General features: G+C 40.8%; 20 protein-coding genes and 1 tRNA gene. 14 read left to right on the forward strand and 7 right to left on the reverse strand.

Features of this window, described 5'->3' with window-relative positions; translation table 11 throughout:
- The first annotated feature begins 58 nt into the window (after positions 1–58).
- Positions 59–793 (forward strand): acyl-CoA desaturase, encoded by a 735-nt coding sequence (locus tag KTO63_RS24120; RefSeq protein WP_217794543.1) that lies wholly within the window; start codon positions 59–61, stop codon positions 791–793.
- A 229-nt stretch (positions 794–1,022) separates the two neighbouring features.
- Positions 1,023–2,735: a tetratricopeptide repeat protein gene (locus KTO63_RS24125; protein ID WP_217794544.1), complete on the forward strand. Its 1,713-nt coding sequence runs from the start codon at positions 1,023–1,025 to the stop codon at positions 2,733–2,735.
- 263 nt (positions 2,736–2,998) lie between these two features.
- Here the strand turns inward: KTO63_RS24125 and KTO63_RS24130 are convergent, their stop codons facing one another.
- Positions 2,999–4,054 (reverse strand): response regulator, encoded by a 1,056-nt coding sequence (locus KTO63_RS24130; protein WP_217794545.1) that lies wholly within the window; start codon positions 4,052–4,054, stop codon positions 2,999–3,001.
- A gap of 137 nt (positions 4,055–4,191) precedes the next feature.
- Here KTO63_RS24130 and KTO63_RS24135 point away from each other — a divergent pair, with 137 nt between their 5' ends.
- The 12 genes from KTO63_RS24135 to KTO63_RS24190 all read left to right on the forward strand — a co-directional run bounded on the left by KTO63_RS24135 (position 4,192) and on the right by KTO63_RS24190 (position 20,415).
- Positions 4,192–6,579 carry a heavy metal translocating P-type ATPase gene (locus KTO63_RS24135; protein ID WP_232373321.1) on the forward strand — a complete coding sequence of 796 codons (2,388 nt, stop codon included), beginning with the start codon at positions 4,192–4,194 and terminating at the stop codon, positions 6,577–6,579.
- Between the two features lie 279 nt (positions 6,580–6,858).
- Positions 6,859–7,020 carry a cbb3-type cytochrome oxidase assembly protein CcoS gene (gene ccoS, locus KTO63_RS24140; RefSeq protein WP_217794546.1) on the forward strand — a complete coding sequence of 54 codons (162 nt, stop codon included), beginning with the start codon at positions 6,859–6,861 and terminating at the stop codon, positions 7,018–7,020.
- 32 nt (positions 7,021–7,052) lie between these two features.
- Entirely contained in the window at positions 7,053–9,185 is a 2,133-nt protein-coding gene (gene ccoN, locus KTO63_RS24145; protein ID WP_217794547.1) for a cytochrome-c oxidase, cbb3-type subunit I, read from the forward strand.
- Positions 9,186–9,233: 48 nt separating this feature from the next.
- Positions 9,234–9,395 carry a CcoQ/FixQ family Cbb3-type cytochrome c oxidase assembly chaperone gene (locus KTO63_RS24150; protein ID WP_217794548.1) on the forward strand — a complete coding sequence of 54 codons (162 nt, stop codon included), beginning with the start codon at positions 9,234–9,236 and terminating at the stop codon, positions 9,393–9,395.
- A gap of 24 nt (positions 9,396–9,419) precedes the next feature.
- Entirely contained in the window at positions 9,420–10,592 is a 1,173-nt protein-coding gene (locus tag KTO63_RS24155) for a cbb3-type cytochrome c oxidase N-terminal domain-containing protein (RefSeq protein ID WP_217794549.1), read from the forward strand.
- A 126-nt stretch (positions 10,593–10,718) separates the two neighbouring features.
- Positions 10,719–12,146: a cytochrome c oxidase accessory protein CcoG gene (ccoG, locus tag KTO63_RS24160; RefSeq protein WP_217794550.1), complete on the forward strand. Its 1,428-nt coding sequence runs from the start codon at positions 10,719–10,721 to the stop codon at positions 12,144–12,146.
- A gap of 219 nt (positions 12,147–12,365) precedes the next feature.
- Complete coding sequence (locus KTO63_RS24165) at positions 12,366–12,806, forward strand: FixH family protein (protein ID WP_217794551.1); 441 nt, start codon at positions 12,366–12,368, stop codon at positions 12,804–12,806.
- Positions 12,803–13,510 (forward strand): sulfite exporter TauE/SafE family protein, encoded by a 708-nt coding sequence (locus KTO63_RS24170; protein ID WP_217794552.1) that lies wholly within the window; start codon positions 12,803–12,805, stop codon positions 13,508–13,510. The genes KTO63_RS24165 and KTO63_RS24170 overlap by 4 nt, the downstream gene beginning before the upstream one ends.
- Before the next feature lie 255 nt (positions 13,511–13,765).
- A complete protein-coding gene (locus KTO63_RS24175) occupies positions 13,766–15,340 on the forward strand; it encodes a sensor histidine kinase (RefSeq protein WP_232373322.1) in 1,575 nt (524 codons plus the stop codon).
- A gap of 40 nt (positions 15,341–15,380) precedes the next feature.
- Entirely contained in the window at positions 15,381–15,887 is a 507-nt protein-coding gene (locus tag KTO63_RS24180; RefSeq protein WP_217794553.1) for a DUF2004 domain-containing protein, read from the forward strand.
- 381 nt (positions 15,888–16,268) lie between these two features.
- A complete protein-coding gene (gene smc / locus KTO63_RS24185) occupies positions 16,269–19,802 on the forward strand; it encodes a chromosome segregation protein SMC (protein WP_217794554.1) in 3,534 nt (1,177 codons plus the stop codon).
- A gap of 157 nt (positions 19,803–19,959) precedes the next feature.
- Positions 19,960–20,415, forward strand: a complete 456-nt coding sequence (locus KTO63_RS24190) for a DUF805 domain-containing protein (protein WP_232373323.1) — start codon at positions 19,960–19,962, stop codon at positions 20,413–20,415.
- Positions 20,416–20,495: 80 nt separating this feature from the next.
- On the opposite strand, the gene KTO63_RS24195 is transcribed toward KTO63_RS24190, so the two are convergent.
- The 6 genes from KTO63_RS24195 to KTO63_RS24220 all read right to left on the reverse strand — a co-directional run bounded on the left by KTO63_RS24195 (position 20,496) and on the right by KTO63_RS24220 (position 25,913).
- Positions 20,496–20,822, reverse strand: coding sequence for a helix-turn-helix domain-containing protein (locus KTO63_RS24195; RefSeq protein ID WP_217794555.1), 327 nt, complete (start codon positions 20,820–20,822; stop codon positions 20,496–20,498).
- A 7-nt stretch (positions 20,823–20,829) separates the two neighbouring features.
- Positions 20,830–21,168: a type II toxin-antitoxin system RelE/ParE family toxin gene (locus KTO63_RS24200; RefSeq protein WP_217794556.1), complete on the reverse strand. Its 339-nt coding sequence runs from the start codon at positions 21,166–21,168 to the stop codon at positions 20,830–20,832.
- Positions 21,169–21,402: 234 nt separating this feature from the next.
- On the reverse strand, positions 21,403–22,155 hold the full coding sequence (locus KTO63_RS24205; RefSeq protein WP_217794557.1) for a hypothetical protein: 753 nt from the start codon (positions 22,153–22,155) through the stop codon (positions 21,403–21,405).
- Between the two features lie 125 nt (positions 22,156–22,280).
- Complete coding sequence (locus KTO63_RS24210; RefSeq protein ID WP_232373324.1) at positions 22,281–24,932, reverse strand: outer membrane beta-barrel protein; 2,652 nt, start codon at positions 24,930–24,932, stop codon at positions 22,281–22,283.
- A 244-nt stretch (positions 24,933–25,176) separates the two neighbouring features.
- On the reverse strand, positions 25,177–25,740 hold the full coding sequence (locus tag KTO63_RS24215) for a hypothetical protein (RefSeq protein ID WP_217794558.1): 564 nt from the start codon (positions 25,738–25,740) through the stop codon (positions 25,177–25,179).
- 99 nt (positions 25,741–25,839) lie between these two features.
- Positions 25,840–25,913: transfer RNA gene (locus KTO63_RS24220), tRNA-His, on the reverse strand.
- Positions 25,914–26,135: the final 222 nt, after the last annotated feature.

Here is a 26,135-nt window from a genome sequence, read left to right on the forward strand (position 1 = left end):
ATTTTTTATATAACATTCATCATAGTACCTTCGCGGCAATTTTTGAAATTGTTGACGAATGACAGTAATACTTTGTTTCTTTTTCGCACATTGGTTTCTTTCTTTGTTTTTTCATACATTTTTTCTGCATAGATATGCATCCCATCAAATGTATACTACAGGAACAAAAAGAGAGAAACTTTTTTACTTCCTGACCTGGTTCACACAGGGCTCTTCATTTTTGATTCCACGTGCGTATGCAGTAATGCACCGTATGCACCACGTATATAGCGATACCGAAAAGGATCCGCATTCTCCGCACTTCTTTAAAGACGTGTGGCACATGATGATTCATACAAGACTCATGTACAATAATTTCCTGACTGGTAAGTCTTTGCCAGATCCTGAGTTTACCGAAGAGTATCTGCCGGTTTGGGAAAAATTGGACAAATTCGGAGATCACATGATCACCCGTATAGCATGGGTAGCAGTATACACAGGTATTTACATCGCGTTTGCGCCAAGTGCATGGTGGTTCTTGTTGCTGCCAGTTCACATTCTGATCGGGCCGGTACAAGGCGCTATCGTAAATTGGTGCGGTCACAAATATGGCTATTCAAACTTTGACAATGGCGATCATTCCAAAAACAGCGAACCCTTCGGTATTTTCCTTTTGGGAGAGTTGTTCCAGAATAACCACCACAAGTATGGCAAGAGTCCAAACTTTGCAAAAAAATGGTTTGAGCTTGATCCTACTTATCAAATCATGCGTTTGATGAGTTTTACGAGAATCATTAAGCTGAAAAAAGCATAAGAACGTTTCCCAACAATATTTAAAACCCCGACTAATGCAGTCGGGGTTTTTTTGTGCTTTTAAGTGGTCAGGCCGTTTTGTATCTTGTTGAAACCCCGGCTCGATAAAACGTCTATTCGATCCTTTAACGCAGCGCATCTCGATGACAGATCATAACGGAATTTTTATCTGCCGCCCCAAATCCGCGACCCAAATCGTTCTATAACATCACCCTCCAAACTCTGCTTTTATGAAATGGTACATCTGGGTTTCATTAACGGTTTTGACTTTTACCGCGGCACTACTCGTTGCCATGCAAAAACCGGCAAATGCACCGCTAACAATTACCCAAATAAATGAATGGAAAAAACGGTCGATCGCACGCTCCGGCGCCATAAGCGTGCCGGAAGATTTTTTGCAAAAAACAATAGAAATTAAAACCGGCATCGGGGAGTTTAACCTCTCCATCAGCACCAAAAGCGCCGAAGCACAGAAGTTTTTTAACCAGGGAATGGCTTACGTTTATAACTTCGAATATGTACAAGGTGCTAGGTCATTCTATACTGCACTTAAATATGACACGACGGCCATGATCTACTGGGGCCTGGCCAACGCGTATGATGGTTTGGGCGACACCACTCAGGCAAGAAATGTAATAGCAAAGGCGTTTGCATTGGCTGAAAATTTGACTCCACGCGAAAAGATGTTCATTCAGTTGCAATATGAGGTGGATCAACCTGCATGGGACAGTGTGCAGACTCATCAACAGAAAGAAAAAATGGAATCATTGATGGATGAAGCAAACTTCGAGTTCGCAAACGATGCAGAGATGTGGGCTTTCACCGGCATGTTCAGGTTTGACTATCACTCACCTGATGGCGAAACGGAGGAGAAGGCCAGTAGACACACCATTGATGACTATCTCTTAAAATCGCAGCAACTACAATACAATCACTTTGGAGTATGGCACATATTGATCCATGCAAATGAAGGGGCTACAGATTTTAAAAAGGCGCTCGAATATGGAGCGATGTACACCAAAGCAGCACCTGCCATCCCTCACGCATGGCACATGTATGCGCATGATCTTATGAAAACAGGAAGAGTAGAAGAGGCGATTGAAAAATTCACTCATGCATTTACGCTGGAACAGCAGAAATACAAAACGGAAGCCATGCCTGCACATTATGACTGGCATCATGCGCACAACATGGAACTATTGGCATATTGTTATCAATATCTGGGCAAATACAAAGATGCCGAACGAATATTTTCAGAGCTGGATACGCTAACGCCTTTCAATCCATACAGGATGGGGCAAATGCGCAAGGGGCATCCTTATTTCCTCATACACAACAATCGATTGGATGAAGCCATTGAATTGGCGCGAAAACTGAGCGCCACAAGTCAATGGCAAAACAGGGGACAGGGTTATCTTATTGAAGGCATGGCAAATGTTTTCAAAGGCAATGTCTCGGCGGCCAGGAGCTGTTACCAAAAAGGAATCTTCATTATTGATAGTATCAGAAATGACGATGTGAAAAAAGGAATCCCAGCGGCCACAATAGAAGAGCGGTCGAGTTATGCCTATGCCCGAATGGGTATGATCAAAATGGGAATTGGCCTGCTCGAAAATCCTTATGATACCACGTTTGTAAAACAAATGGATAAAATACAGTCCACATTGCTTAGGCAAACCGGACCCGATCCTTGGATAGACGCACTGTATTTCATGCAGATGCTGACTCAGCTAAGCCTCAAAACCGGCAATCTTACATTGGCAGAAACCTCTGCCAACAACATGATAAAACATGATCCAAATTATCCGGGAACGTATTGGTTACTGGCGCAAATAAAAAACAAGCAAGGAGATATTGCGAAAGCAAATGAATATTTAGCAAAAGCAAAATACGGCTACAGCAAAGCGGATAAGGAATTGCTGGATAGATTGAAACTCCCGTAGAGACGCATAATAATGCGTCTCCGTAACGCGCATGATAATGCGTCTCCGTAACGCGCATGATAATGCGTCTCTGTAACACACATAACAATGCGTCTCTGTAACGCGCATGATAATGCGTCTCTGTACCACCCAAATGAATGTAACAACTATGAATGGTGTCCGCCCAGAAATGGCGTGCGTCCACACAGGTGGCAGTGTCCCAAATAAAAAGAGACGCATTTTCATGCGTCTCTACGGAATGCGTTTTAGCCTCGGGGCATCTATTAATACAGCAAATTCTTCAGCTTATCGAAATTCTCAATTCTTATTTTACCCTCACGTATTTCAATCAATCTTTCTGATTTAAAATCGCTCAGCGTTCTGATAAGAGATTCAGTTGCAGTGCCTACATAATGAGCGATATCGTCTCTTGATATGGCGATAGGAGAATTGTTATTGCCAACTTTAAGTTTTGCACTGATGTCTATCAAAGCCTTCGCTACACGCTTTCTCAGAGAACTGTAAGCCAGCTGCATCAACCTTTCTTCCTGGTCTTTTACATTCAGCGAAATGAGTTTGATGAATTTGTGAGCAATAGTAAGATCATTGAATATTGCAGTCAGGAATTCATCTTTTGGAATAATAACAATCTCTGTTTCATCCAGCACTTCTGCGTTGTCATCATAAACAGAGTTTTCCAAAAGAGCGTGATAGCCGATAAAATCGCCGTCACTATATAAGTTGGTGATATATTCTTTGCCGTCTTCGTTGGTCTTGAAAGTTTTAATACGACCTTTTTTAATGTAGAAAAGGCTTTTAGGTCTTTTGCCTTCTGTATACATCTGCTGACGTTTGTGGAAGGTTACATGCTCGTATTGGTCCATTTGCATGTTCATGAAGCCGGTGCCCTTAAGGTCGCGCAGTAAGGAGTTAATGCCTTGTCCTGTCGCTTCATAACCTTTGTTGAGTACATCAAGTTTTTTCAACCTCACTTCAATTGCCTTTAGCAACTCGATATCATCAAAAGGTTTGGTAATGAAATCGTCCGCACCCATTTCCATGCCTTTTCTAAAGTCATTTCTTTCTGTTTTTGCAGTAAGAAATATAAAAGGTGTGTTTTCTGTCGTTGGGTTTTTTCTTAGCATATGTAGAACGCCGTAACCATCCAGCTCCGGCATCATAATATCACAAACGATCAGATCGGGCTTGTTTGCAAGCGCCACTTCAATTCCCCTTTTCCCGTTTTCCGCATTCAGGGCGTTGTACCCAGCGAGGGTAAGAATTTCAGTAATGTTTTCTCTGATCTCTGTTTGGTCGTCGATTATCAAAATGTTTCTCATACTATCAAAATTGATTCAATACACTACTCAAAAGTCATAATAGGTTGCAAATAAATATATGACAAATGTCAGTTATTATAATGAGATACTTCAATAGTCGCGGGGTGGTTTGTTTCTAATTTGCCTAAAATTTCATTTTGGAAGCACAAATAGCCGAAAGAGTACAATGTTACCATTGCGGTGAAGACTGCAATATTAACCCAATACAATTGGATGACAAACCATTTTGTTGCGAAGGCTGTAAAATGGTGTACTCGCTGCTCAATAAAAGCGGGTTGTGCGAATACTATGACCTCAATCAAAATCCGGGGATTAATCAGAAAATAGCGGTAAGACAGGGGAAATTTGCTTTTCTACAAGACGAAAAAATTGTGCAGCAGCTGATTTCCTTTAAAGATGAAACGCAATCGCACGTTACGCTTTATCTGCCGCAGATCCACTGTAGTTCCTGTTTATGGCTGCTCGATAATTTGCCAAAATTGAATGCTGACGTCATCAGTTCCAAAGTGAATTTTGTGAGAAAAGAAGTCGAGATCATTTTTAATCATACCAAATTCTCTCTGGAAGATGTTGCCATTCTGCTGACCAGTATTGGTTACGAGCCCTATATTTCCTTGAATGATTTGGGAAAGAAAAAGCCCCGCGTTTCAAGGAAAATGATTTTTCAGTTGGGCGTAGCAGGTTTTTGCTTTGCCAATGTCATGCTCATGAGTTTTCCGGAATATCTTGGCCTGGAAAAGAGCGAAGAATATCTGCAATATTTTTTTCGTTACATAAATCTTGTGCTCGCGCTGCCGGTTTTTTTCTACAGCGCACAGCCGTTCTACGTTTCTGCGTGGGGAAGCCTTAAACAAAAGTTCCTTAATATAGATGCGCCAATCGTGCTGGCAATTTTTGTGACATTCTTCAGAAGTCTGTATGAGGTACTGACGTCTACAGGCAGCGGTTATTTTGATTCGATGACCGGCATCGTCTTCTTTATGCTTATAGGAAGAGTGTTGCAGGACAGAACCTATCAGCGACTTTCATTCGACCGCGATTATACATCTTATTTCCCCATTGCCGTTAGTGTGTTAAAAGAGAGTAAAGAAATTCCCACCGCATTACCCGATGTGAAAGTAGGAGATACCTTATTGATACATAACGAAGAATTAATTCCTGCGGATGGAATTATAACAAGAAGTCATGGTTATATTGATTACAGTTTTGTAACCGGCGAATCCATTCCTGTTACAAAAGAAATGGGCGAAATTATATATGCAGGCGGCAAACAAAAAGGCGCCAACATTGAATTACTTGTGATAAAAGAAGTGGCGCAAAGCTATTTGACGAAACTGTGGAACAATGGAGATTCTCAAAAGAAGGAACAGCTGGAGAAGAAGTCATTTGTTCATGCATTGAGCAGATATTTCACTGTAATACTTTTCTCTATCGCATTGATAACAGCCATATATTGGGCATTTGTTGATCCAACTAAAATCTGGAGCGCTGTAACCGCCATTCTCATTGTAGCTTGTCCTTGTGCCTTGCTGTTATCTAACACATTTACAAACGGTAACGTACTGCGCATACTCAGCCGCAATGGATTTTACTTACGCAATGCAGAAACAATAGAAGAGATAGCTAAAGTTGACAATGTTGTTTTTGATAAAACAGGAACACTCACCAATGCGCACAAACATGATATTGAATATATTGGCGAAAAAATTTCAAAAGAAACAGAACAGCAAATCGCGGCATTGGCATCTCAGTCCAATCATCCATTGAGCAGATCGTTAGCAGATTTTTTAGGAAAAAATACTGCATACAGCGTTGCTGATTTTTCTGAAGAAACAGGTAAAGGAACTTCGGGTTTGGTCAAAAACAGACACATCGCTATTGGCTCGGCAGAGTTCATCACAGGATCAAAAAATGAACATGAACAAGGCACAAGGGTGTATGTTTCGATTGATAAACATTTTACAGGGTACTTTACTTTCAAAAATCACTATCGCCAGGTTGAGTCTTGTATAGATCAATTAAAAAATAAAGTTGCCCTATCTGTTATTTCAGGCGATAACGCTTCTGAGAAAGGTGCGTTAGGCAGAATATTCGGAACAAATAGCAAGCTGTTGTTCAATCAAAAACCTGACGACAAACTTGCGTACATTCAATCGCTACAAAAGAAAGGTAATACTGTGATGATGCTCGGCGACGGGTTGAACGATGCAGCTGCATTGATGCAAAGTAACGTAGGCGTTGCCATCACTGACGACAGCAATAATTTTACCCCTGCCAGTGATGCTATCCTCGAAGCAGGCAAACTTAATAAATTAGCCGGCTTTATACGCATCTGCAAGTTGAACAAGCGAATCGTAATAGCCAGCTTCATTCTCTCTATTATTTACAACATTATCGGATTATCATTTGCCGTACAGGGAAACCTGTCTCCACTCATAGCTGCCATCCTTATGCCATCAAGCTCCTTGAGCATTATATTATTAACCTTTGGTGCGAGCAATCTTCTTAGTAAGCATGAGCTGTGAGGTATAATAAACAGGAGTGAAGTATAAGGTGTGAGGTGAGGACGGTCATTCCGGAGCATAAATTTTTCAAGTCAAAAAATGATATTGTTCCTTTGTTATTGCAACGAAAACATCAACCCCTGACTCTAATTTCCAGTTGCGATACAAAACCTCAACTTACACCTTATTCATCATGCCTTATATCGCCTTACAAATGTGATTAAAATCATGTTTTCGTTTGATGGTCATCAATAAGAGGCCGCAGAACTGACAATATTTTTACACTTGAAATCAATCCCAATGAGTGTAATTGTCATTTTGTTGATTGCAAGTATCTCCGTTGCAGCGCTTTTTCTCGGTGCTTTTATCTGGAACATAAAAAGTGGGCAATATGATGATGAATATGGATCTTCTGTTCGCATCCTCTTCGACGATACCTCTAAAGAGACAAAAACCAAGTAAACAAACTACTGCAAAAAAATCAAACCGAATATATGCAAATTGAAAAGTTTTATTACGACAACAAGACTGTGAAGTGGTTTGCGTACGCTACTATTTTCTGGAGCATTGTTGGTATGCTTGCCGGCTTGTGGGCGGCTGTTTCAATCTACTATCCTGCGTTGAACCTCAATTTTGCACCTACAACGTTTGGCCGTATGAGGCCGGTGCATACTAATGCCGTAATATTTGCTTTTGTGGGCAACGGTATTTTCATGGGTGTTTATTATTCATTGCAACGCTTGTGTAAGGCTCGCATGTTCAGCGACCTGTTGAGTAAAATACATTTCTGGGGCTGGCAATTGATCATTGTTGCCGGTGCGCTCACGTTGTGGGCGGGATATACAACCGGTAAAGAATATGCTGAGCTTGAATGGCCACTGGATATCGCCATAACATTAGTGTGGGTGGCCTTTGGCGTAAACATGTTTGGAACCATCGTTAAAAGAAGAGAAAGACATTTGTACGTTGCTATCTGGTTTTATATCGGTACATGGATCACAGTTGCGATGTTGCACATCGTAAACTCGTTTGAACTTCCAATCTCATTCTTAAAAAGTTATAGCTGGTATGCGGGCGTGCAGGATGCGCTGGTACAATGGTGGTACGGACACAATGCGGTGGCATTCTTCCTTACTACGCCATACCTCGGTTTAATGTATTACTTTCTTCCGAAAGCAGCTAACAGACCCGTTTATTCATACAGGCTATCTATCATTCACTTTTGGTCATTGATCTTTATTTATATCTGGGCTGGCCCTCACCACTTGTTATATACTGCATTGCCTGATTGGGCGCAGTCGCTCGGAACTGTGTTCTCTGTAATGTTGATCGCTCCAAGCTGGGGTGGTATGATGAACGGTTTGTTCACACTGCGTGGCGCATGGGATAAAGTGAAGGAAGAACCAGTGTTGAAATTCCTGGTAGTGGCACTTACATGTTATGGTATGGCGACATTCGAAGGACCGATGTTGTCAATAAAAAGTGTAAACGCTATTTCTCATTTTACAGACTGGACCATTGCGCACGTGCACGTTGGTGCATTGGGTTGGAATGGCTTCCTCACATTCGCTGTTCTTTACTGGCTTATTCCAAAGATGTGGAAAACAGATTTGTACTCCAAAAAACTTGCAAACACACACTTCTGGATCGGTACCATCGGTATCGTTTTGTATACAGTGCCAATGTATTGGGCAGGGTTCACACAAAGCCTTATGTGGAAATCATTCACAGAAGATGGCTTGCTAAAATTCCGTTTCCTGGAAACAGTTACGCACATCATGCCATTATACATCACTCGTAGCATTGGTGGCGCATTGTATTTGTCTGGTGCTGTAGTAATGGTATACAATCTTTATAAAACAATTGCCAAAGGAAGCTTTGTTGCAGATGAAGCTGCTGAAGCTGCACCTCTTGCAAAAGAAGTGGTAACGCACGGCAAACAACACTGGCACAGTGTAATTGAAAAACGTCCGTTCCAAATGTTGATATTGAGTTTCGTAGTAGTGGCAATAGGTGGTATAATAGAATTTATGCCAACATTCCTTGTAAAGAGTAACATTCCAACCATCGCAAGTGTAAAACCATACACTCCCCTTGAATTGCATGGCCGTGACATTTATATAAGAGAAGGTTGCTACAACTGTCACTCACAAATGATCCGTCCATTCAGAGATGAAGTAGCCAGATATGGAGAGTATTCAAAAGCAGGAGAGTTTGTATATGATCACCCGTTCCAGTGGGGAAGTAAAAGAACAGGACCGGACTTGGCAAGAATCGGTGGAAAGTATCCTGACAGCTGGCACTACAACCACATGTTTGATCCGCAAACAATGTCGCCGGGCTCCATCATGCCGAGATACGGATGGTTGTTTGAAGATCAAATCGATACTACAAAAACACCTAAAATGATCAGGGCCATGCAAACGCTTGGCGTGCCATACGAAAAAGGATATGATGCAACTGCAAACGCAGATCTGATGAATCAGGCTAAAGGAATAAAAGAAAGTTTGAAATCAGACAAGATCAAAGTGCAAAGCACAGATGAGATCGTAGCATTGATTGCGTATCTGCAAAGGGTTGGTAAAGACATTAAAGATGCACCAAAAAATCAAACGGCGGTTAGGTAGAGACAAGGCAATGCCTTGTCTGTAACAGAAAATTTTAAACAATCGATTATGAAATTCGTCAACTATCTCGAGAAAATAAGCGGCGTAAGCATTTATCCGATAACATCCTTCCTCATTTTCGGAGTTTTCTTCCTGATCGTGCTCGCATGGGCCATAAAGGCAGACAAGAAATTGATTGAAGATATTAGCAACATTCCTTTAGATAAATAGCAATCACCCCAAATGATAAAGAATATGTCTATCATAAAAACCAAAAACTTTTCGTTCAAAAAACTCCTGTTCCTTCTGCCGGCGCTAGTAGCATTGGTTCCATCCAATGCATGGGCACTTGGCGCAACAGATACACCGTCAACACAAGAATCATCCATGAACAATCCGTTGGCGATATGGCTCACGGTTGTGATGGGAATACTGTTGCTGATTATTGCTTTGTTGGCTTACGTAGTACGTAGTGGAATGGAGGTCTACAGAGCAAAAAATATAATCCCTAAAAACAGTACAGCAATATATTCCATAGCATTTCTTATTGCCGGAGGCCTTAGTGTTTCCACTGCTCACGCAGAAACAGCGGAAGTGGCTGCCACACACGCAGCAAGCACAATTGCAGGATTGAGCCCGGTTGCCTTTTATCTGATGATCGGCGTGATCATTGCGGAACTGCTTGTCATATTTGCGCTTATCTATAACCTGAAAGTTCTGCTTGGACTGGAAAAGAAAAAGCTGGACACAGAAGCTTTGGTTGAAGCCCAAGGCGCAAATTCACTTTCATGGTGGGAACGCTTAAATGGCTTTAAACATGCTTCAGAAGAAGAGGCCATCGTTTTAGATCACGACTACGACGGTATCAGAGAGCTGGACAACAAGTTGCCCCGCTGGTGGGTTTGGCTTTTTTACCTTACCATTTTTGGTGGCGTTGTTTATTTGTATCGTTTCCACATTGCACATACAGCGCCATTAAGTGGAGAAGAATATGCAATTGAAATGAAGAAAGCCGAGGTGGAAAAAGAAGCTTACCTGAAAAAATCTGCTAATAATGTTGATGAAAACAATGCGAAACTTTTGACAGCAGAAAATGACCTTGGTGCTGGTAAAGCAATATTTACAACAGTTTGTAAAGCGTGTCACGGAGAGAAAGGTGAAGGTGGTGTAGGGCCAAATCTTACAGATGATTACTGGTTACATGGTGGTGATATAAAATCTGTTTTCAAAACAATAAAATACGGTGTTGATGGCAAAGGTATGAAGAGTTGGAAAGATGACTATTCACCTTTGCAGATCGAGCAAATTGCCAGCTACATCAAGTCATTACACGGAACCAATCCGCCAAATGCCAAACCAAAGCAAGGCGAATTGTATGCAGAAGCCGGAGCCGCAGCAGCAACTGATTCTGCAAAAACAGCGAAATAGAAGGCGAAGTCAATAATCGAAAGTAAAAAGTAAAAAGCGCCGCTGCGAATATTCACACAGATAGCACTACAAGATTTTGACTTTTAGCTTTTGACTTGAGCGAGGATTTAAATTAAACTAATCACTATGGCCAGTACGTATCCGGATGCAAATAAAAGTGTGAAAGAAGAGGATGTCTCCTTCAGGGACAGACTTGCAACGGTCGACGATGCCGGAAAGCGTAAGTGGATTTTTGCACAAAAGCCCAAAGGGAAATTCTACCGGGCTAGAACAATATGCAGTTGGTTTTTCTTTCTCTTGTTTATTGGTCTGCCGTTTGTATATGTTAACGGCAGACCTCTTTTTCTTTTCAATTTTCCAAGCGCAAGATTTATTCTGTTTGGGAAGATATTTTGGCCACAGGATTTTTTCATCCTTGGCCTTGGAATGGTTGCCTTCATAATTTTTATTATTCTTTTTACCGCGGCCTTTGGAAGACTGTTTTGTGGATGGGTTTGTCCGCAAACCATTTTCATGGAAATGTTCTTTCGTAAAATTGAATATTGGATAGAAGGATCTGCCGCAGAACAAAAGCTGTTGGCGGGCGAAGGTTGGACAGTCAAAAAGATCAGAAAGAAAGGCACAAAGCACATTGTATTTTTTCTGCTTTCATTCATCATCGCCAACATTTTTCTCGCTTATATCATAGGTGTAAAAGAGTTATACAAAATAATCACAGAACCGGTAAGCGAACATATTGTTGGATTGTTTTCGTTAATGCTGTTCTCGGGGATTTTTTACGCAGTGTACGCATATTTCAGAGAGCAGGCGTGTACCGTGGTGTGTCCGTATGGACGACTGCAAAGTGTGTTGCTGGATAAAAATTCCATGATCGTTGCATACGACTACAAACGAGGTGAGCCTCGTGGCAAGTATAGCAAAGTTGCAAAAGTTGATCTTGGCGATTGCCTCGATTGTTTTCAATGCGTAAAAGTCTGTCCTACTGGTATAGACATCCGCAATGGCACCCAAATGGAATGCGTCGGCTGCACTGCCTGTATTGATGTCTGCGATACAATGATGGAGAAAACCAGCAGGCCCACGGGGCTTATCCGTTATGCATCTGAAAATGGCATAGAAACCGGCGAAAAGCTACACTACTCAACAAGGATGAAATTGTACACGCTGTTGCTGGGCATATTGGTAATGATTCTTGCAACAATGCTGATGACGAGAAAAGATGTTGATGCAACGCTCATGCGCACTCCAGGCATGCTCTACCAGGAAAGAGGAAAAGATACCCTGACAAATTTGTACGATGTTAAAGTGGTGAATAAAACATACAAGGATGTTCCGCTAACCTTCAGGCTGGAAGAAATGAATGGTCGTGTGGAAATTGTAGGTGGAAATCACATCCTGGTTCATAAAGACGGACAGGGCGCAGGTTCTTTCTTTATTGCACTGCCTAAAAACGACGTTAAAAAAAGAACAACGGTTATTCGTGTCGGCATGTATAACGGAGATGAAAAGATTGATGAGCTGGAGACGAAGTTTTTGGGCTTCGTGGACGAATGATGAGAGAGGCACGCAGATTTTCATGATTGTCATGATTTGATAAGATTGAAGGAAATCATGGTAGGTCACGACAATTATAATAGTCTGCATTCTAAACTATACGAAGATAAATGATGAAAAACGGAGCAACGATTTTGAAGGGATTAAGAATAAATCATAACAAATCATGACAATCATGAAAATCTGCGTTCCAATTATCTAACAACAAAAAACTAAAAAATGAATTGGGGAAACAAACTATTACTGGTATTTGCAGCGTTTGGTTGCTTCATTCTTTATATGGTTTACAGGTGTACACAAACGCAGGTTGATCTTGTATCGAAAGAATACTACAAAGATGAGTTGGTATATCAGAATGTGATTGATGGAAGAAACAATGCAGATATGCTGAACAACAATGTAAGTGTAACGCAAGATGAAAATAACGTTGCAATTCAATTTCCGGAGGAAATGCGCGGTGAAAATGTGACTGGATCAATTTGGTTCTATGCTCCGGCAAATGCTAAAAATGATTTGCAGGTGGCATTGAAAACAAATGGTTCGCTGGTTCAACAGGTATCTAAACAATCGCTGCAACCGGGCAAGTACACCGTTAAAATATCCTGGCAGGAAGCAGATAAAAAATTCTATACAGAGCAATCTTTAACTATCAGCAAATGATATGGCAGATCATCACATCGGGCTTTATGCTTGGGCTGTTTAGCAGCGCCCATTGCGTGGGCATGTGCGGCCCGCTTGCACTTGCATTGCCTGTAAAGCATTTGCCGGCAGCGGAAAGAAGGTTGTCCATGACTCTCTTTTATGGAGGTCGAATTGTGATGTATATGGTGGTTGGAACGTTGTTTGCCTTGCTGGGAAGAAGTTTTTACCTCGCCGGCTTGCAGCAGTGGTTGTCGATCATAAGTGGGTTGATGATCCTTGTTTTTTCTGCCCAGTATTTTCTGAAAAAAACAAATCGCCTGCCTGTGTTCATGCACAGGTTTCATAACTACCTGAATCTTTTCATGGCAAAGCAGTTTAAAAAGCCAACATTGAAAAGCTTTTTGATGCTTGGTTTTGCAAATGGATTGTTGCCCTGCGGAATGGTGTACATTGCCGTTGCATTGGCGTTAACCACCAAAACGGTTTTTAATGGAGCACTGCTGATGGGAATGTTTGGACTTGGCACCCTGCCTGCTCTCGTTTTACTTAGCTATGCAGGTTCATTTGTTAGTTTACCTGTTCGCAATTATATAAGAAGAGTGACTCCTGTCTTTATGCTGGTAATTGGGCTGCTGCTTATATTGCGAGGTATGAATCTGGGTATTCCATATATCAGTCCAATAATGGCGGATGCGCCGGGAGAGGGTATTTTGTGCCACTAAGAGACATTCAATACACTGTCGTATGCAATTTGAAAATTTGAAGATTTGAAAATTTGAAAATGCTGTAGGCGTCTCCCTTGAATTTGTTATTTCCTGCCTGAATATTTGGATAGCTGATTTGAAAAATGAAAGGTTGCACCGAAAGTATTTTCAAATTTTCAAATTTTCAAATCTTCAAATAGGTACAGTGAAATTGTTTGATCAAAATGTTACTCAGACCACTTTTTACTTTTGACTTTTCAATAACTTCACGGAATGTTTAAGGAGAAAAATTTTCCAATCATATTATTTTGTTTCATTACTGTCATCTCATCTGCAGTATTGCAATACATCAATCCGTTGTTTCGTTTTTTTGACGGAGGATTGATCACCGCAATTTTGCTCACCATATTCTTAAAAGATGATTTTTATACAAGGTTGCTGGGTATTGTAAGCCTTGTATTGGTGGTCGTTTCCGGATTTTATCCTCATGGAAACATGCCCACAGAACAAATCATTATGCAGCATCTTTTTTCCGGAATAATAGTAATAATGACGATGGTGTTGGTGCTTTATTTAAAGCGCCTTTATCGTTCCGTAGATGCAGAAAAAAAACAGGTAAGCGCTTTGTTTGAATACGCTACGGAAGGAATTATTTTAACCAATGATCGGGGTGAAATAGTACTCGCAAATCCTGAAGCGCTCAGTCTGTTTGCTTATGGTAAAAATGAAATGATCGGGCGCAACATCGACATTTTGATACCTTCGAAATTTCGCCCCCATCACGCGGGTTACCGGAAAGGATATTACCAAAACCCAGGCAACAGGAAAATGGGGCATGGCCGCGATCTTTATGCCGTGAGAAAGAACGGTAGCGAATTCCCGGTGGAGGTCAGCCTCAGCCACTACAAGCAAAATGATCAACAGTTTGTAATCGCGTTCATTGTGGACATTACCCAAAGAAAGGAAGCTGAATTGATCTTACGGGAGCAAAAGGCCCAATTGGAAAGAATCACTGACGACATTAAGCTACTTAATACACAACTCGAAAACAAAGTAGAGGAGCGGACATTGATCCTGAAAGAAGCATTGGGTGAACTTGAAAAATCTCAAAGTGAGTTAAGTGAAGCGTTAAGCAAGGAGAGGGAGTTGAATGAGATAAAATCAAGATTCGTTTCAATGGCTTCCCACGAATTTAGAACCCCATTGGCAATAGTATTATCCTCAGCATCACTATTATCACGATACCAACTAACGGAAGAGCAAGAGAAACGTGATAAACATATTTACCGAATAAAAAATTCCGTAAATCACCTAAATGATTTGTTACAGGATTTTCTTTCTTTCGGCAAATTGCAGGAGGGCAATTTCTTCACGGACGTTTACAACTTCGACATTCCTACGCTGTTGCAGGAAACTGTAGATGAGATAAAGGCGCTTCTCAAACCCGGCCAGACAATTGAGGTGCATTTTGAAGGTGAGCAGAATTTTGTGTCGGACAAGCGTGTGCTGAAAAACGTGCTGATGAATTTATTGGGAAATGCGATAAAATTTTCGCCGGAAAATAAGTCAATTATTTTAAAAGCAATATCAACAGAAAATGAATTGCTTATCAGCATAGCTGACAAAGGAATAGGCATTGCAGAAGAAGACCAGCAATATCTGTTTAGTACCTTCTATCGCGGAAAGAATGCGGTGAACATCCAGGGTACCGGATTGGGCCTTCATATTGTTTCCCGCTACATCAATTTATTGCAGGGAAAAATTACTTACGAAAGCAAACTGAACGAAGGAACGACTTTTTATATCAGACTGCCAAAAATGGAGAAGCAGATAGTTAGCGCTGAATAGCGATGTTCTTTTCCTTTAATTTTAAAAAAAATCCTGAGCAATGGCAAGTTATCCATTACCCTATTTCGGAAACATTGATTCAGAAAATCTTAAAGAATACTATCGTATACGTGCAGATTTTAATGGGCGAGAGATATCAATTGATCTCAACTTTAACGCAGATTCTATTGATGAGAAGGGCTTCAACCTTATGAAACGGTTGTTAGAGAGTATTGAATCATTTGATAGGAGAAACAAAGAGTATATCATTAGAAATTATACGGAAGAAGTTGGCGCCGTAAGGTTCTATGTTCAATTTCATCTAGACGAAGAAGAGATGGGAGCTGATGAGCTTTTTGGCATTGTCGATTTTTCAAACGAAATAGAGAGTCCTGAAATTCAACTTGTAAAAGCTTTACAGCTTAAAAGACTTGGTTTGTACCCTCACAACTCAGCGAAACAATTCGCGATTTTTGATTATTCGATTGGCGACGAAATATCACAATATCTGGTGGTGATTTTAACGGATGAAAATGGAAATATTAACGAAATAACAGTAGAAAGTTAAAGAAATTCATTTTCGCTTTCAACAATTGGCAACTTTATTGAAGTGTTTTACAACGGTTATGTGATCCTTAGCAAAACTCGTTGTGGAATGCGCTAATTTCAAATAAATTAAATTTAATATTCACGAGCAATAATATATTTGCTGATTATCAGTTCGTTATAAAGAGTTTCTGTTTTATGCTCAAAGCATCCTCTCAGTTCTTAAATAAAAAACTAGATACAATTTCATCGAATCTCACAATCTGCATTTTATCAACTTATCCACAGCTTACTCACAGGTTTTTTACGATTCAGTTAATAACTAGGGAAAAATAACTATTATGGCATAATTTTTCTTTATTGGCAAACCAATATATTTGCCGTCCCACTAAAATTAAGATCAGTGCGTTTAAAGAGTTTAGAAATCAAAGGGTTCAAAAGTTTTGCTGACAAAACGGTAGTCAACTTTGACGAGAATATTACCGGTATTGTTGGCCCCAACGGTTGTGGAAAAAGTAACATTATTGACAGTATTCGTTGGGTAATCGGCGAGCAAAAGATCAGTCAGCTGCGTAGTGAAAACCTGGAGAGTCTTGTTTTCAACGGATCTAAAACCCGTTCTGCCAGCGGTTTGGCGGAAGTGAGTCTAACGTTTGAAAACACCCGTAATCTATTACCAACGGAGTTTACCACGATAACCATTACCCGAAAATTCTATAAAAGCGGCGAGAGTGAATATCGTCTGAATGATGTAAGCTGCCGCCTGAAAGATATCCAAAATCTTTTCATGGACACGGGGGTGAGCACCGATAGCTATTCGATCATTGAGCTGGGAATGGTGGACGATCTTATCAAGGATAAAGAGAATAGCCGTCGCCGTATGCTTGAGCAAGCTGCCGGTATTTCCATATACAAAACACGTAAAAAAGAAGCCAAACAAAAGCTGGATGCGGCAGAGCAGGATCTTGCGCGTATCGAGGATCTTTTGTTTGAGATCAATAACCAGCTTAAATCACTGGAAAACCAGGCGAAAAAAGCGGAGAAATATTACGAGATCAAGAAGGAATATCGCGAACTCACGATTGAGTTGGCGAAAGCTTCGTTAGAAGGGTTCAATCTTACTTACCGCGACCTTTCTTCTCAAACGGAAGAAGAAACCGATAAGAAGATCCAACTTGAGGCGATGATTGCACAGGAAGAAGCTGCGATCGAGCAGGAGAAAGTTGGTTTCATTGAAAAGGAAAGAGCGCTACAAAGCATGCAGCATGAGTTCAACGACCTGCTGCAAAACCTGCGAGGTAAAGAAAACGAAAAGAACCTTGCTTCCCAGCGTTTGAATTTCCTGACAGAAAAAATCACCAGCCTTGAAGATTTCCTTCAAAAAAGCGAAGGCCAATTGCAAGGTTTGGAAGAAAGCATCACTTTCACCCAAAAGCAGGTGGAAGAGGAAAGTGGCAAGTTGGAAACGCTGCAAATGCAACTGGATGATAAGAAAGATACTGTTGATAGCCAACGCCAGGCATTCGATGAACGCAGAAAAGCGGTTGATGTTTTAAGACAGGAAAATCAACAAATACAGCGTAGCCAGTTTGAAGCAGAAAAACGCGTGGCTATTGCAGATACATCTATACAAAATATTCAGCGCACCATTAACCAGATTGAGGAGGAGCGTGAAGCGAGACACAGTCAGCTTAAACAGCTGGAAGAGGAAATGAGTGTGAAGGAGCAGGAGCTGGAGACGAAGAAAACAGATCTGCAACAACTGCAGGAGCATCACGAGAGAACCAAAGAGCAGATTTTGCAAACGCAGAGTGCGCTGGAAGGTTTGCGTCAAACGCTTGCAGATGAAAGCCGTAAACTGGATGCGAAAAAGAACGAACACGATCTGTTGAAGAGCCTCATCGATAGCATGGAAGGCTATCCTGAGAGTGTGAAATTCTTACACAAGAATCCCAACTGGAACCATACGGCTCCAATTCTTTCCGATATCATTTATGTAAAAGAAGAGTATCGTGCAGCCGTTGAAAATGTGCTGGAGCCATACCTGAACTACTATGTTGTAAACAACTTACAGGAGGGTTTGCAGGCCGTGCATTTGCTGGATGCCAATAAAAAAGGTAAGGCAAACTTCTTCTTACTGGATAAACTGGATGCGTCTGAAGCCAATGCACATGCCTCTTTGGCAAATGCGATTCCGGCGATTGACGTCATAGAAGTAGATGCGCAATACAAAAAACTGGCTGAGCATTTATTGGGCAACGTTTTCATCGCAGAAAATGAAGAGGTGCTGAATAACAGCAATGGTGCAGTGGTTCTGGAAAAAACAGGTAAATACGTAAAAGGAAAATATGCACTGACTGGCGGTAGCGTAGGTTTGTTTGAAGGTAAGAAAATTGGTCGTGCGAAAAATCTTGAGAAACTGCGTGATGAGATAGCTGCACTGGAAACCATTGTTAGTGGCATTAAAGCTTCTATCCAGGAGAAACACAATGAGGTTATCGGTTTTAACGAGCAGTTGAAAGAAAATGTAATCAAGCAGACGCAGTCGGATATCAACACATTGACGAACCAGGTTTTTGCGCTGCAAAATAAAATTGAGAACCTGCACGCGCAGCAATCAAGTAGTCGTAACAGGCTGGAAGAAATGCAGCAAAACCTTGAAAGCACCAACGGTTCTGTTTCCGGAACACGTGAAGAGCTTTCTACATTGGTTCGCCAGATCGAAGAGGTGGGCATGAAACTGATGGAAGTAGAGGGAGAGTACAAAGCTGCTGAAAATGCTTACAACGAAGCAAACGCACAGTACAACGAATTCAATCTTTCGCTTACTCGTCAGCAGAGCCGCATCAACTCATTGAAACAGGAGCTTGCCTTTAAGACAAACCAGTTTAATGATTTGAAAGTACAGATCGAAAGCAATGCATCTCAATTGAAGCAAACAAGCGAAAGCATTGCAGAGAGCGAAGAGGCATTGAAAAATGCTGAGAACGGCTTGGTTGATCTGTTACGCAAAAAAGAAGAAGATGAGAAAAAATTGAATGAAGCGGACCAGGCTTTCTACAATCTGCGTAACCAGATGACGGAGAAAGAAAGTTTGCTGCGTTCGAAAACAAAAGAGAAAGACATTCTTGAGCATTCATTGAGTGCAATAAAAGATAGGTTGAACGAACTGAAATTGCAGCTTGCAGGTATGAAAGAACGCTTGCAGGTGGAGTTCAGAATTAACCTGGATGATATCATTGATCAGGCCCGCAATACAGAAACTCCGGTGGAAGAATTGCAGGAGAAAAGCGACAGGATGAAGAAGCGCCTGGAGAATCTTGGCGAGGTGAATCCTACGGCCATTGAGGCTTTCCAGGAAATGAAGAAGCGTTACGAGTTTATTCTTGAACAAAAGAATGACCTTGTTAGTGCGAAGGATAGCTTGTTGCAAACCATTGCTGAAGTTGAGAGTACAGCGAACCAAAAATTCCTGGACACCTTCAACCAGGTAAAGGAAAACTTTATCAAAGTATTCAAGGCATTGTTTACAGAGGAGGACCAGTGTGACCTTATTTTGGAAAACCCTGAAAACCTGGCTGAAACAGCAATTGATATTGTGGCGAAACCAAAAGGCAAGCGTCCTTCATCTATCACGCAGTTGAGTGGTGGTGAAAAAACATTGACAGCAACTGCGTTATTGTTTGCGATTTATTTGATCAAGCCAGCGCCGTTCTGTATCCTCGATGAGGTGGATGCGCCGCTGGATGATGCGAACGTGGGTAAGTTCACTAACATGATCCGTCGCTTCAGCGAAGAGAGCCAGTTTATCATCGTTACACACAACAAAATGACGATGAGTGCTGTGGATGTGATTTATGGTGTAACCATGCAGGAGCCAGGTGTTAGCCGCCTTGTGCCTGTTGACTTCAGAGCGCTTAGTGCGCCGGCGAGGTAGATATTGAATTATTGAATCATTGAATTATTGAGTGGTTGAAATTTGGACAGGCATGGGGGTTGGCGATCGCTCAATTATTCAATAAATCAATTATTCAGTAATTGAACGTTTCGACTTTCTGAAAACATTTTTTAATCAATAACCTAAACCCTCAAAAATGAAGAAAGAAGAATCTCAATTCAACATGATCGACTGGTGGAAAAAGGTCGTGCTTGAAAATTATGCCAACTTCAATGGCAGAGCAAAAAGATCTGAATATTGGTATTTTGTACTGTTCAACCTGCTGTTGATTTTTGTACCGGCTTTTGCACTTGGATTTTTATCAGACCTAGTAGGAGCAGAATCATTTTCAATTGGTGCAGTAGCTTTATATTTAATCATCTTGCTGGGCACATTTATTCCGGGGCTCGCTGTGGCAGTGAGAAGATTACATGATTTAGATAAAAGCGGCACATGGCTTTTCTTTTATTTTGTACCATTCATAGGTGGTATCATGTTACTGGTTTGGCTTTGTTCCGAAGGAACCATAGGAAACAATAAATACGGCCGTGATCCAAACGCGCCGGAAGATGTGATTTTTGATTTCGAGCAACAACCGCTCGAGCAACAATAAGCAACCAACGTGTCTTTTATAAGCAAGCCTTTCTGCAGAGAAAGGCTTTGCTGTTTTTAATAATTGAAATAAACGAGCTGTTACACGAGCTGCAAATATTGATTCTCTATCGTTACATTAAAATGGATCTCGGCTTTCAAAGCCTTAAAGACCTTTAATATCGTATCAATTGTTGCGCTGTTGGCACTACTCTCCAATTTTGAGATTTGAGCTTTTTGCACACCGACTAGTTCGCCTAATTGTTCTTGCGTCAAATTGCGTTCCTGCCGTACCGTTTTTATCATTCGGCTCAAAACATCCATGCTAAGTTCATACTCGTATTGATCTCTTTCTTTTGAACCTTTTTTGCCGATGTATTTGTCTTTCATTTCGGCAAGTGAATATGATTTTATTGCTGTCTTTGCCATAAGGTTACTATTGAAGTTTACTTGCAAAATATTTGTTTCTAATGTTGAGTGCTCTTTCAATTTCATTTACTGGTACTTTGTCGACTTTTTTAATAAACCCATGAGTTGCGAAAACTAAAGTTTCGGTTTCATCATCTTTGTCCCAAAATGCAAGTAGCCTGATTTGTACGCCGCCAAACTTTGTCCTGAATTCCCAAATATCTTTTTGCAATTTTTTGAAGAGCCTTGGGTCGTTGCACTGCTCGGCAAGGTCAATGTTATAAAATACTTTCCTTATCGCTTTGGGGTCAAGTCCTGCTATGAATTTGTCTGCTTCTTCTAAAAATCGTGTCTGAAAGTACCGCAAATAATCTCTTTCTACAAAGGTATTAAAAGTTTCTAAAATTGGAAACTTTGTTTTTCAACTATTTTAGTAAGACGCTCATGGATGTCGCGAGACTTACTATTTTGCTTTGCGAATAAACTTGTTCATGCCGATTGTTTTTTACAATTTTGAAAGCAACGAAAGCAAATAATCCCAGGGCAAGACCTGCTGCAACTCCCACAAGTCTTATAGTAAGTGACGCTAGCGTACTCAATTTTATGTCTGGTTGTGTGCTTTATTCACCATAGCCATCCACCGCTTGATTTTATTCCAAACGCTTGCTGCTTTTTCTTCGAAGTCACTACTAGCAACGCTATTGTTGGATTTAGTTCTTAAATTGTCAAGGTTGGCGAATGATAGCTTTTTTAGTTGTCGTGTCTGGGTGATTAGGTCTTTCATTTTGATTAAGAACGTTTCATCATCGCCCAGCCAAGTCAAAATTTCTAAAACCAATTTGCGTCTTTCAAATTCAAAGTTGTGTTCGCATTTTTCGTTACTGACTTTTTGAAGATGATTTTTTGCCTTAGATAGATTTTCTGTTAAACCATAAAGAATACCGAGTTCAAAGTTATCCCATGGGTCTTTGTCAACTTGCTTTTTAAAAGTATTAGATGCGGTCCAAACGTCTGCAAATTTTGTTCTTAATTCCGCTACTTTTTTGATTGCAAAATCACAATATTCATTGATCACATCAGCGAAATGTTTTTCGTCTTTAACTTCTTCGAAACTTTTTTCTCTGTACCCGTAAGTAAAAGCAAAGTGTTCTCGTGGGAAAAAATTAAAGTCTAGGCCGATGTTTAAGTATGAGCCTTTGGACCAAGATGAAGATTGGAATTCAATTATAATTATCCACCAACCGTTATCGTATAAAAATGTTCTTGATTTACCCTGTTGTATAATTCCAAAAGGTGTAAGTCGCTCCTTGGCTATCTTTTTTAATATTTTGTTGTGGTCGAATACAGCATCCATAACGTTAAGCTTGGTACATAATTTACGTCTGTTCGAAAGTTATATCTTTTACTTTGAGCATACAACAAGGCCACATCCATTACTAAATGTGGCCCTATTAATTATTCTTTATTAATTATTAGTTCTTACTGACCCATTCCGCCCATGTTCTCCATTCCTTCCTGGCCGCCTTTCATGTTCTTTCTCTTGAATAAAGAAGCATCGAATTTACCGAAACGGTAGTTGAAGTTGACACGTACAACCTGCTGATCTCTCGTGCGTAAAGAATTTTGCACGAAATAATCAGACGATGAATACATATCAGTCTTTCTCGTTTTGAAGATATCGTTCATGTTTACAGAAATAGAAGCTGCTTTGTTTTTCAGGAACTCATATTTAACAGCAATGTCAACGCCGCCTGTCGGTCTTAAGTATCCATTTGCTGTGGTAGTTGGCCCGCCCCATGGGCCACGACCGCCGCCTGAACTGTAACTTCCGCCCGGAGGCAACACTGTTTTAGAAGTATAATCACCAGATAACTGGATTGTAAAGTTTTTCGGAAGCTTGAACGTGTTGCTCAATTTTGCGAAATAGCTGATGATATTATCCTGTGGCTTGATTGTTGAGTCGCTCGTATTGATTTTAGATGTGTAAAAGTTAATGTTGCTGTTTACATCCCACCATTTGGTGATGGCATTTTTTCCTGTCAACTCGAGGCCCGTTACATAACTGCTGTTGGCGTTGATGTAGGTATTAACCAAAACCGCTTTTCCAGTTACAGGGTTGTAATCTTTTTCCTGGCTTCTTGTAATGAGGTCAGTGGTGTATTTGTAATATACTGTAGCCAAAAACATGTCATTGCCATGGTAAGTTTTTGAATAACCCAACTCAATTGAATTCGTAAACTCCGGTTTCAAATTAGGATTACCGCGATTCAGGTTAAGTGAATCTGAGTAATCCGTAAAAGGATACAATTGGAAGAAGTTCGGTCTGTTTACTTTCCTTGTGTAGTTCAATTGAAGGTCTTCGCCTTCACCTAATTTTTGTGATAAGAACACAGTAGGGAACAAGCTGATAGGGAAGTTGTTCTTGAAATAGTTTGATGTGTCTTTAAAATCATTTGTTGTACTGTGAACGGTTCCGCTGTTTTCAGAACTCTCAGCACGCAAGCCAAGTTGATAACCGAATTTTCCGCCCTTTACCTGATTGGAATAAGTTGCGTATGCGGCATATACTTTATCTGAATTATTATACAAAGAAGATAGTTGTGGCAACTTGATTTTATTACCGTTATGATCCACAGTGTAAATGTCATTATGGCTATCCACATTTCTTACAGCTGCACGCAAACCCATTTCCACTTTTGATTTTTCGCCAAGTGGGTTTACATAATCTGTTTGTGCCGTAAACGAATTGTTCGTACCGCCACCATCAGTAAGCTGATTGAAGTAACCAAAGTAGTCATTGTTCGGTCTTAAGTATGTAGTTGAACCAGTGAAGTTTTCGTTGTCGTTGTTACTTCCGTTGTAGGTTACATCAGCAGTCAGTTCTTTGCCTGGCTTTGCAAAATTGTGTTTGTAGTTAAGACTCACACCCGTGTTGCGAAACATTGAATTGCCATTCGCCTCTCTATCGGTATAATAATATTTTGTATCAAGCGGTGGCATTACACTGTCCGTGTACATTTGGCTCGAAGTGTTGGGCTTAAATTTACCACGAACGAAGTTTCCTGAAACCGAAATCGTGTTGCGGTTATCTATGAAATAATCCAAACCAGCGCGAGAGAAAATGAAATCGCCGTTGCTTATATTTTTGTCATATTGTTTCAGCAGGGTAACCGTATCGAGGTTAGTAGCACGTGAAGTCGTACCGTTGGAAATTGATTTCCGTTGGTTATAGTTGATGTTTGCAAATACGTTCACTTTTCCCTGACGAAGGTTCAAATCTGCGCCACCGCCCACTTTGCCACGGCTGTCAACGTTTGCACGCACGTTTCCGCTATAGCCCGCTTTCTTATTTTTCTTTAAAACGATATTTAAAATGCCGGAATTGCCACCGGATGCATCGTATTTCGCAGAAGCGTTTGTAATTACTTCCACGCTTTCAATAGCATCGGCAGGGATCTGGTCAAGCGTTAGGTTTGTTGGGCGACCGTCCACAAACAGTTGTGGCGTCGTGTTTCTCAGCGTAACATTACCATCAATATCTACCTGCAAAGAAGGCACGTTTCTGATTACATCTACACCGGAACCACCGGCAGACGTAATATTTTTATCTACGTTAAACACCTTTCTGTCGATCTTCATTTCCACCATTGGCTTGGATGCTGTAACTGTTACGCCTTCCAGCACCTTTGCATCTTGCTTCATTTTGATATTGCCGAGGTCCTTGTCGGTCGCATTGAGTGCTGCTGACATATCTCCGCCTTGCATTCCTTTTAAATCAAACGCCACTTTCATGTCGATTGGCTCATGCCCGATCGCCGTAATGGTAATGCGGAACTGGCCAAAAAGCGGAACATTTTCAAGACTAAAATCACCATTGCTTCTTGTAAGCATTCCAGTGATTACTGTATCTTTTCTTTTTCGGGTAAGCGTATCAAATTTGCTTTGGGTCAGTTCGATTGTAGCAGCATCGATTCCTTTGTTCGTTTTTTCGTCCACGATCTTGCCGTACATTCTACCGGTCATATTACCACCACCTGCGCGTCTTTGGCCGCTGCCACCTCCCGGGTATTGTGCCTGCGCAGAAATAGAATAAACTGTTGCCAGTAGTAAGAAAAGATAAATTTGTCTCATTGTGTGATTGCTTGTATTTCTGGATCTAGTAGTTAATATGAGGGACGAAAAGCAAAGGGAAATATTGTAAATGCCATGCCTCCATTTTACATATTAAGGGCTAATTGGGGGCAAATATCTTCCTTAATAGTCTTTCGTACACTAATAAAATGATGAGTGGTTTTGTACTCGAACCAGTGGCGAAATATTGAAAATTAAAGTTTTGTGAAGGGGCGATGGCGTACTATTCTATAAAATTTGTGTACTATTTTACAATAAAATATGTGGATACTACCGATATGGAGCCGATGATAAACCCTATAAGGGCTCCGGCAATTTCAATAGATGAAAATTGTTTTGCAAAAGCCTGTTTGATAACTGTTTGAATTTTTTCTTCTGGAACAGACTGCAGTTTGTAGGCGATGATTTTTTTCAGGTCAAAGTCATTTTGCAATTCTTTCGCGTAATTCTGCATGATTTGCGGAAAAAGCGATTGCAATTCGTCAAGAAAAACCTGTTTGAGTTGAGCGATTGTTTTCTCACCAATGAACATACCCACCACTGGCATTGATTGTTTGAGTTTCACTTTTAGAAAATGGTCTATGTGCTCATCGATAACCGGCATGATCTTTTGCAGGTTGGCGGGGTCGGTGATTTTTTGGGAGATTTCGTCAAAAGAGAAAATCTCGTTGACAGGAATGCTTGCTGCAAGTGTACTAATGTTCGATTTGCTAGAAAAGCGGTTAATAAAAACCTGCAATGCAATCTTATTGCAAATCCATCCAATAAAAGCGGCAACTACAGGAACAATGAGCAATGCAGGATTCATAACAATTGAAAATTTGAAAATTCGAAAATTCCCAACACTGCGTAGGGGCGAATCGAATTCGCCCAATAAAAAAGCCGAAACATTTGTTTCGGCTTTTTGGGTGGATGACCGGGTTCGAACCGGCGACCCTCAGAACCACAATCTGATGCTCTAACCAACTGAGCTACAACCACCGTGTATGGGGATGCAAAAGTAAGGTAATTCCTATTCCACACAAAAAAATGGACACTTTTTTTGAAAAATAATTTCTGTTAGATGTTGAGGGAAAGGAAGTTGAGAGTGTGGTGCCGGTAGCCGGATGCCAGTGGTAACGCTCCGCACACAAACGATCTCTCAACTTGTTGTTGTGATAGTTATTGTAAAAACATGATGCACATGAAATACCGGCCCCCGGC

Origin of the sequence: Pinibacter aurantiacus (assembly GCF_019130065.1) — a bacterium.
GTDB classification, from domain to species: Bacteria; Bacteroidota; Bacteroidia; order Chitinophagales; family Chitinophagaceae; genus Pinibacter; species Pinibacter aurantiacus.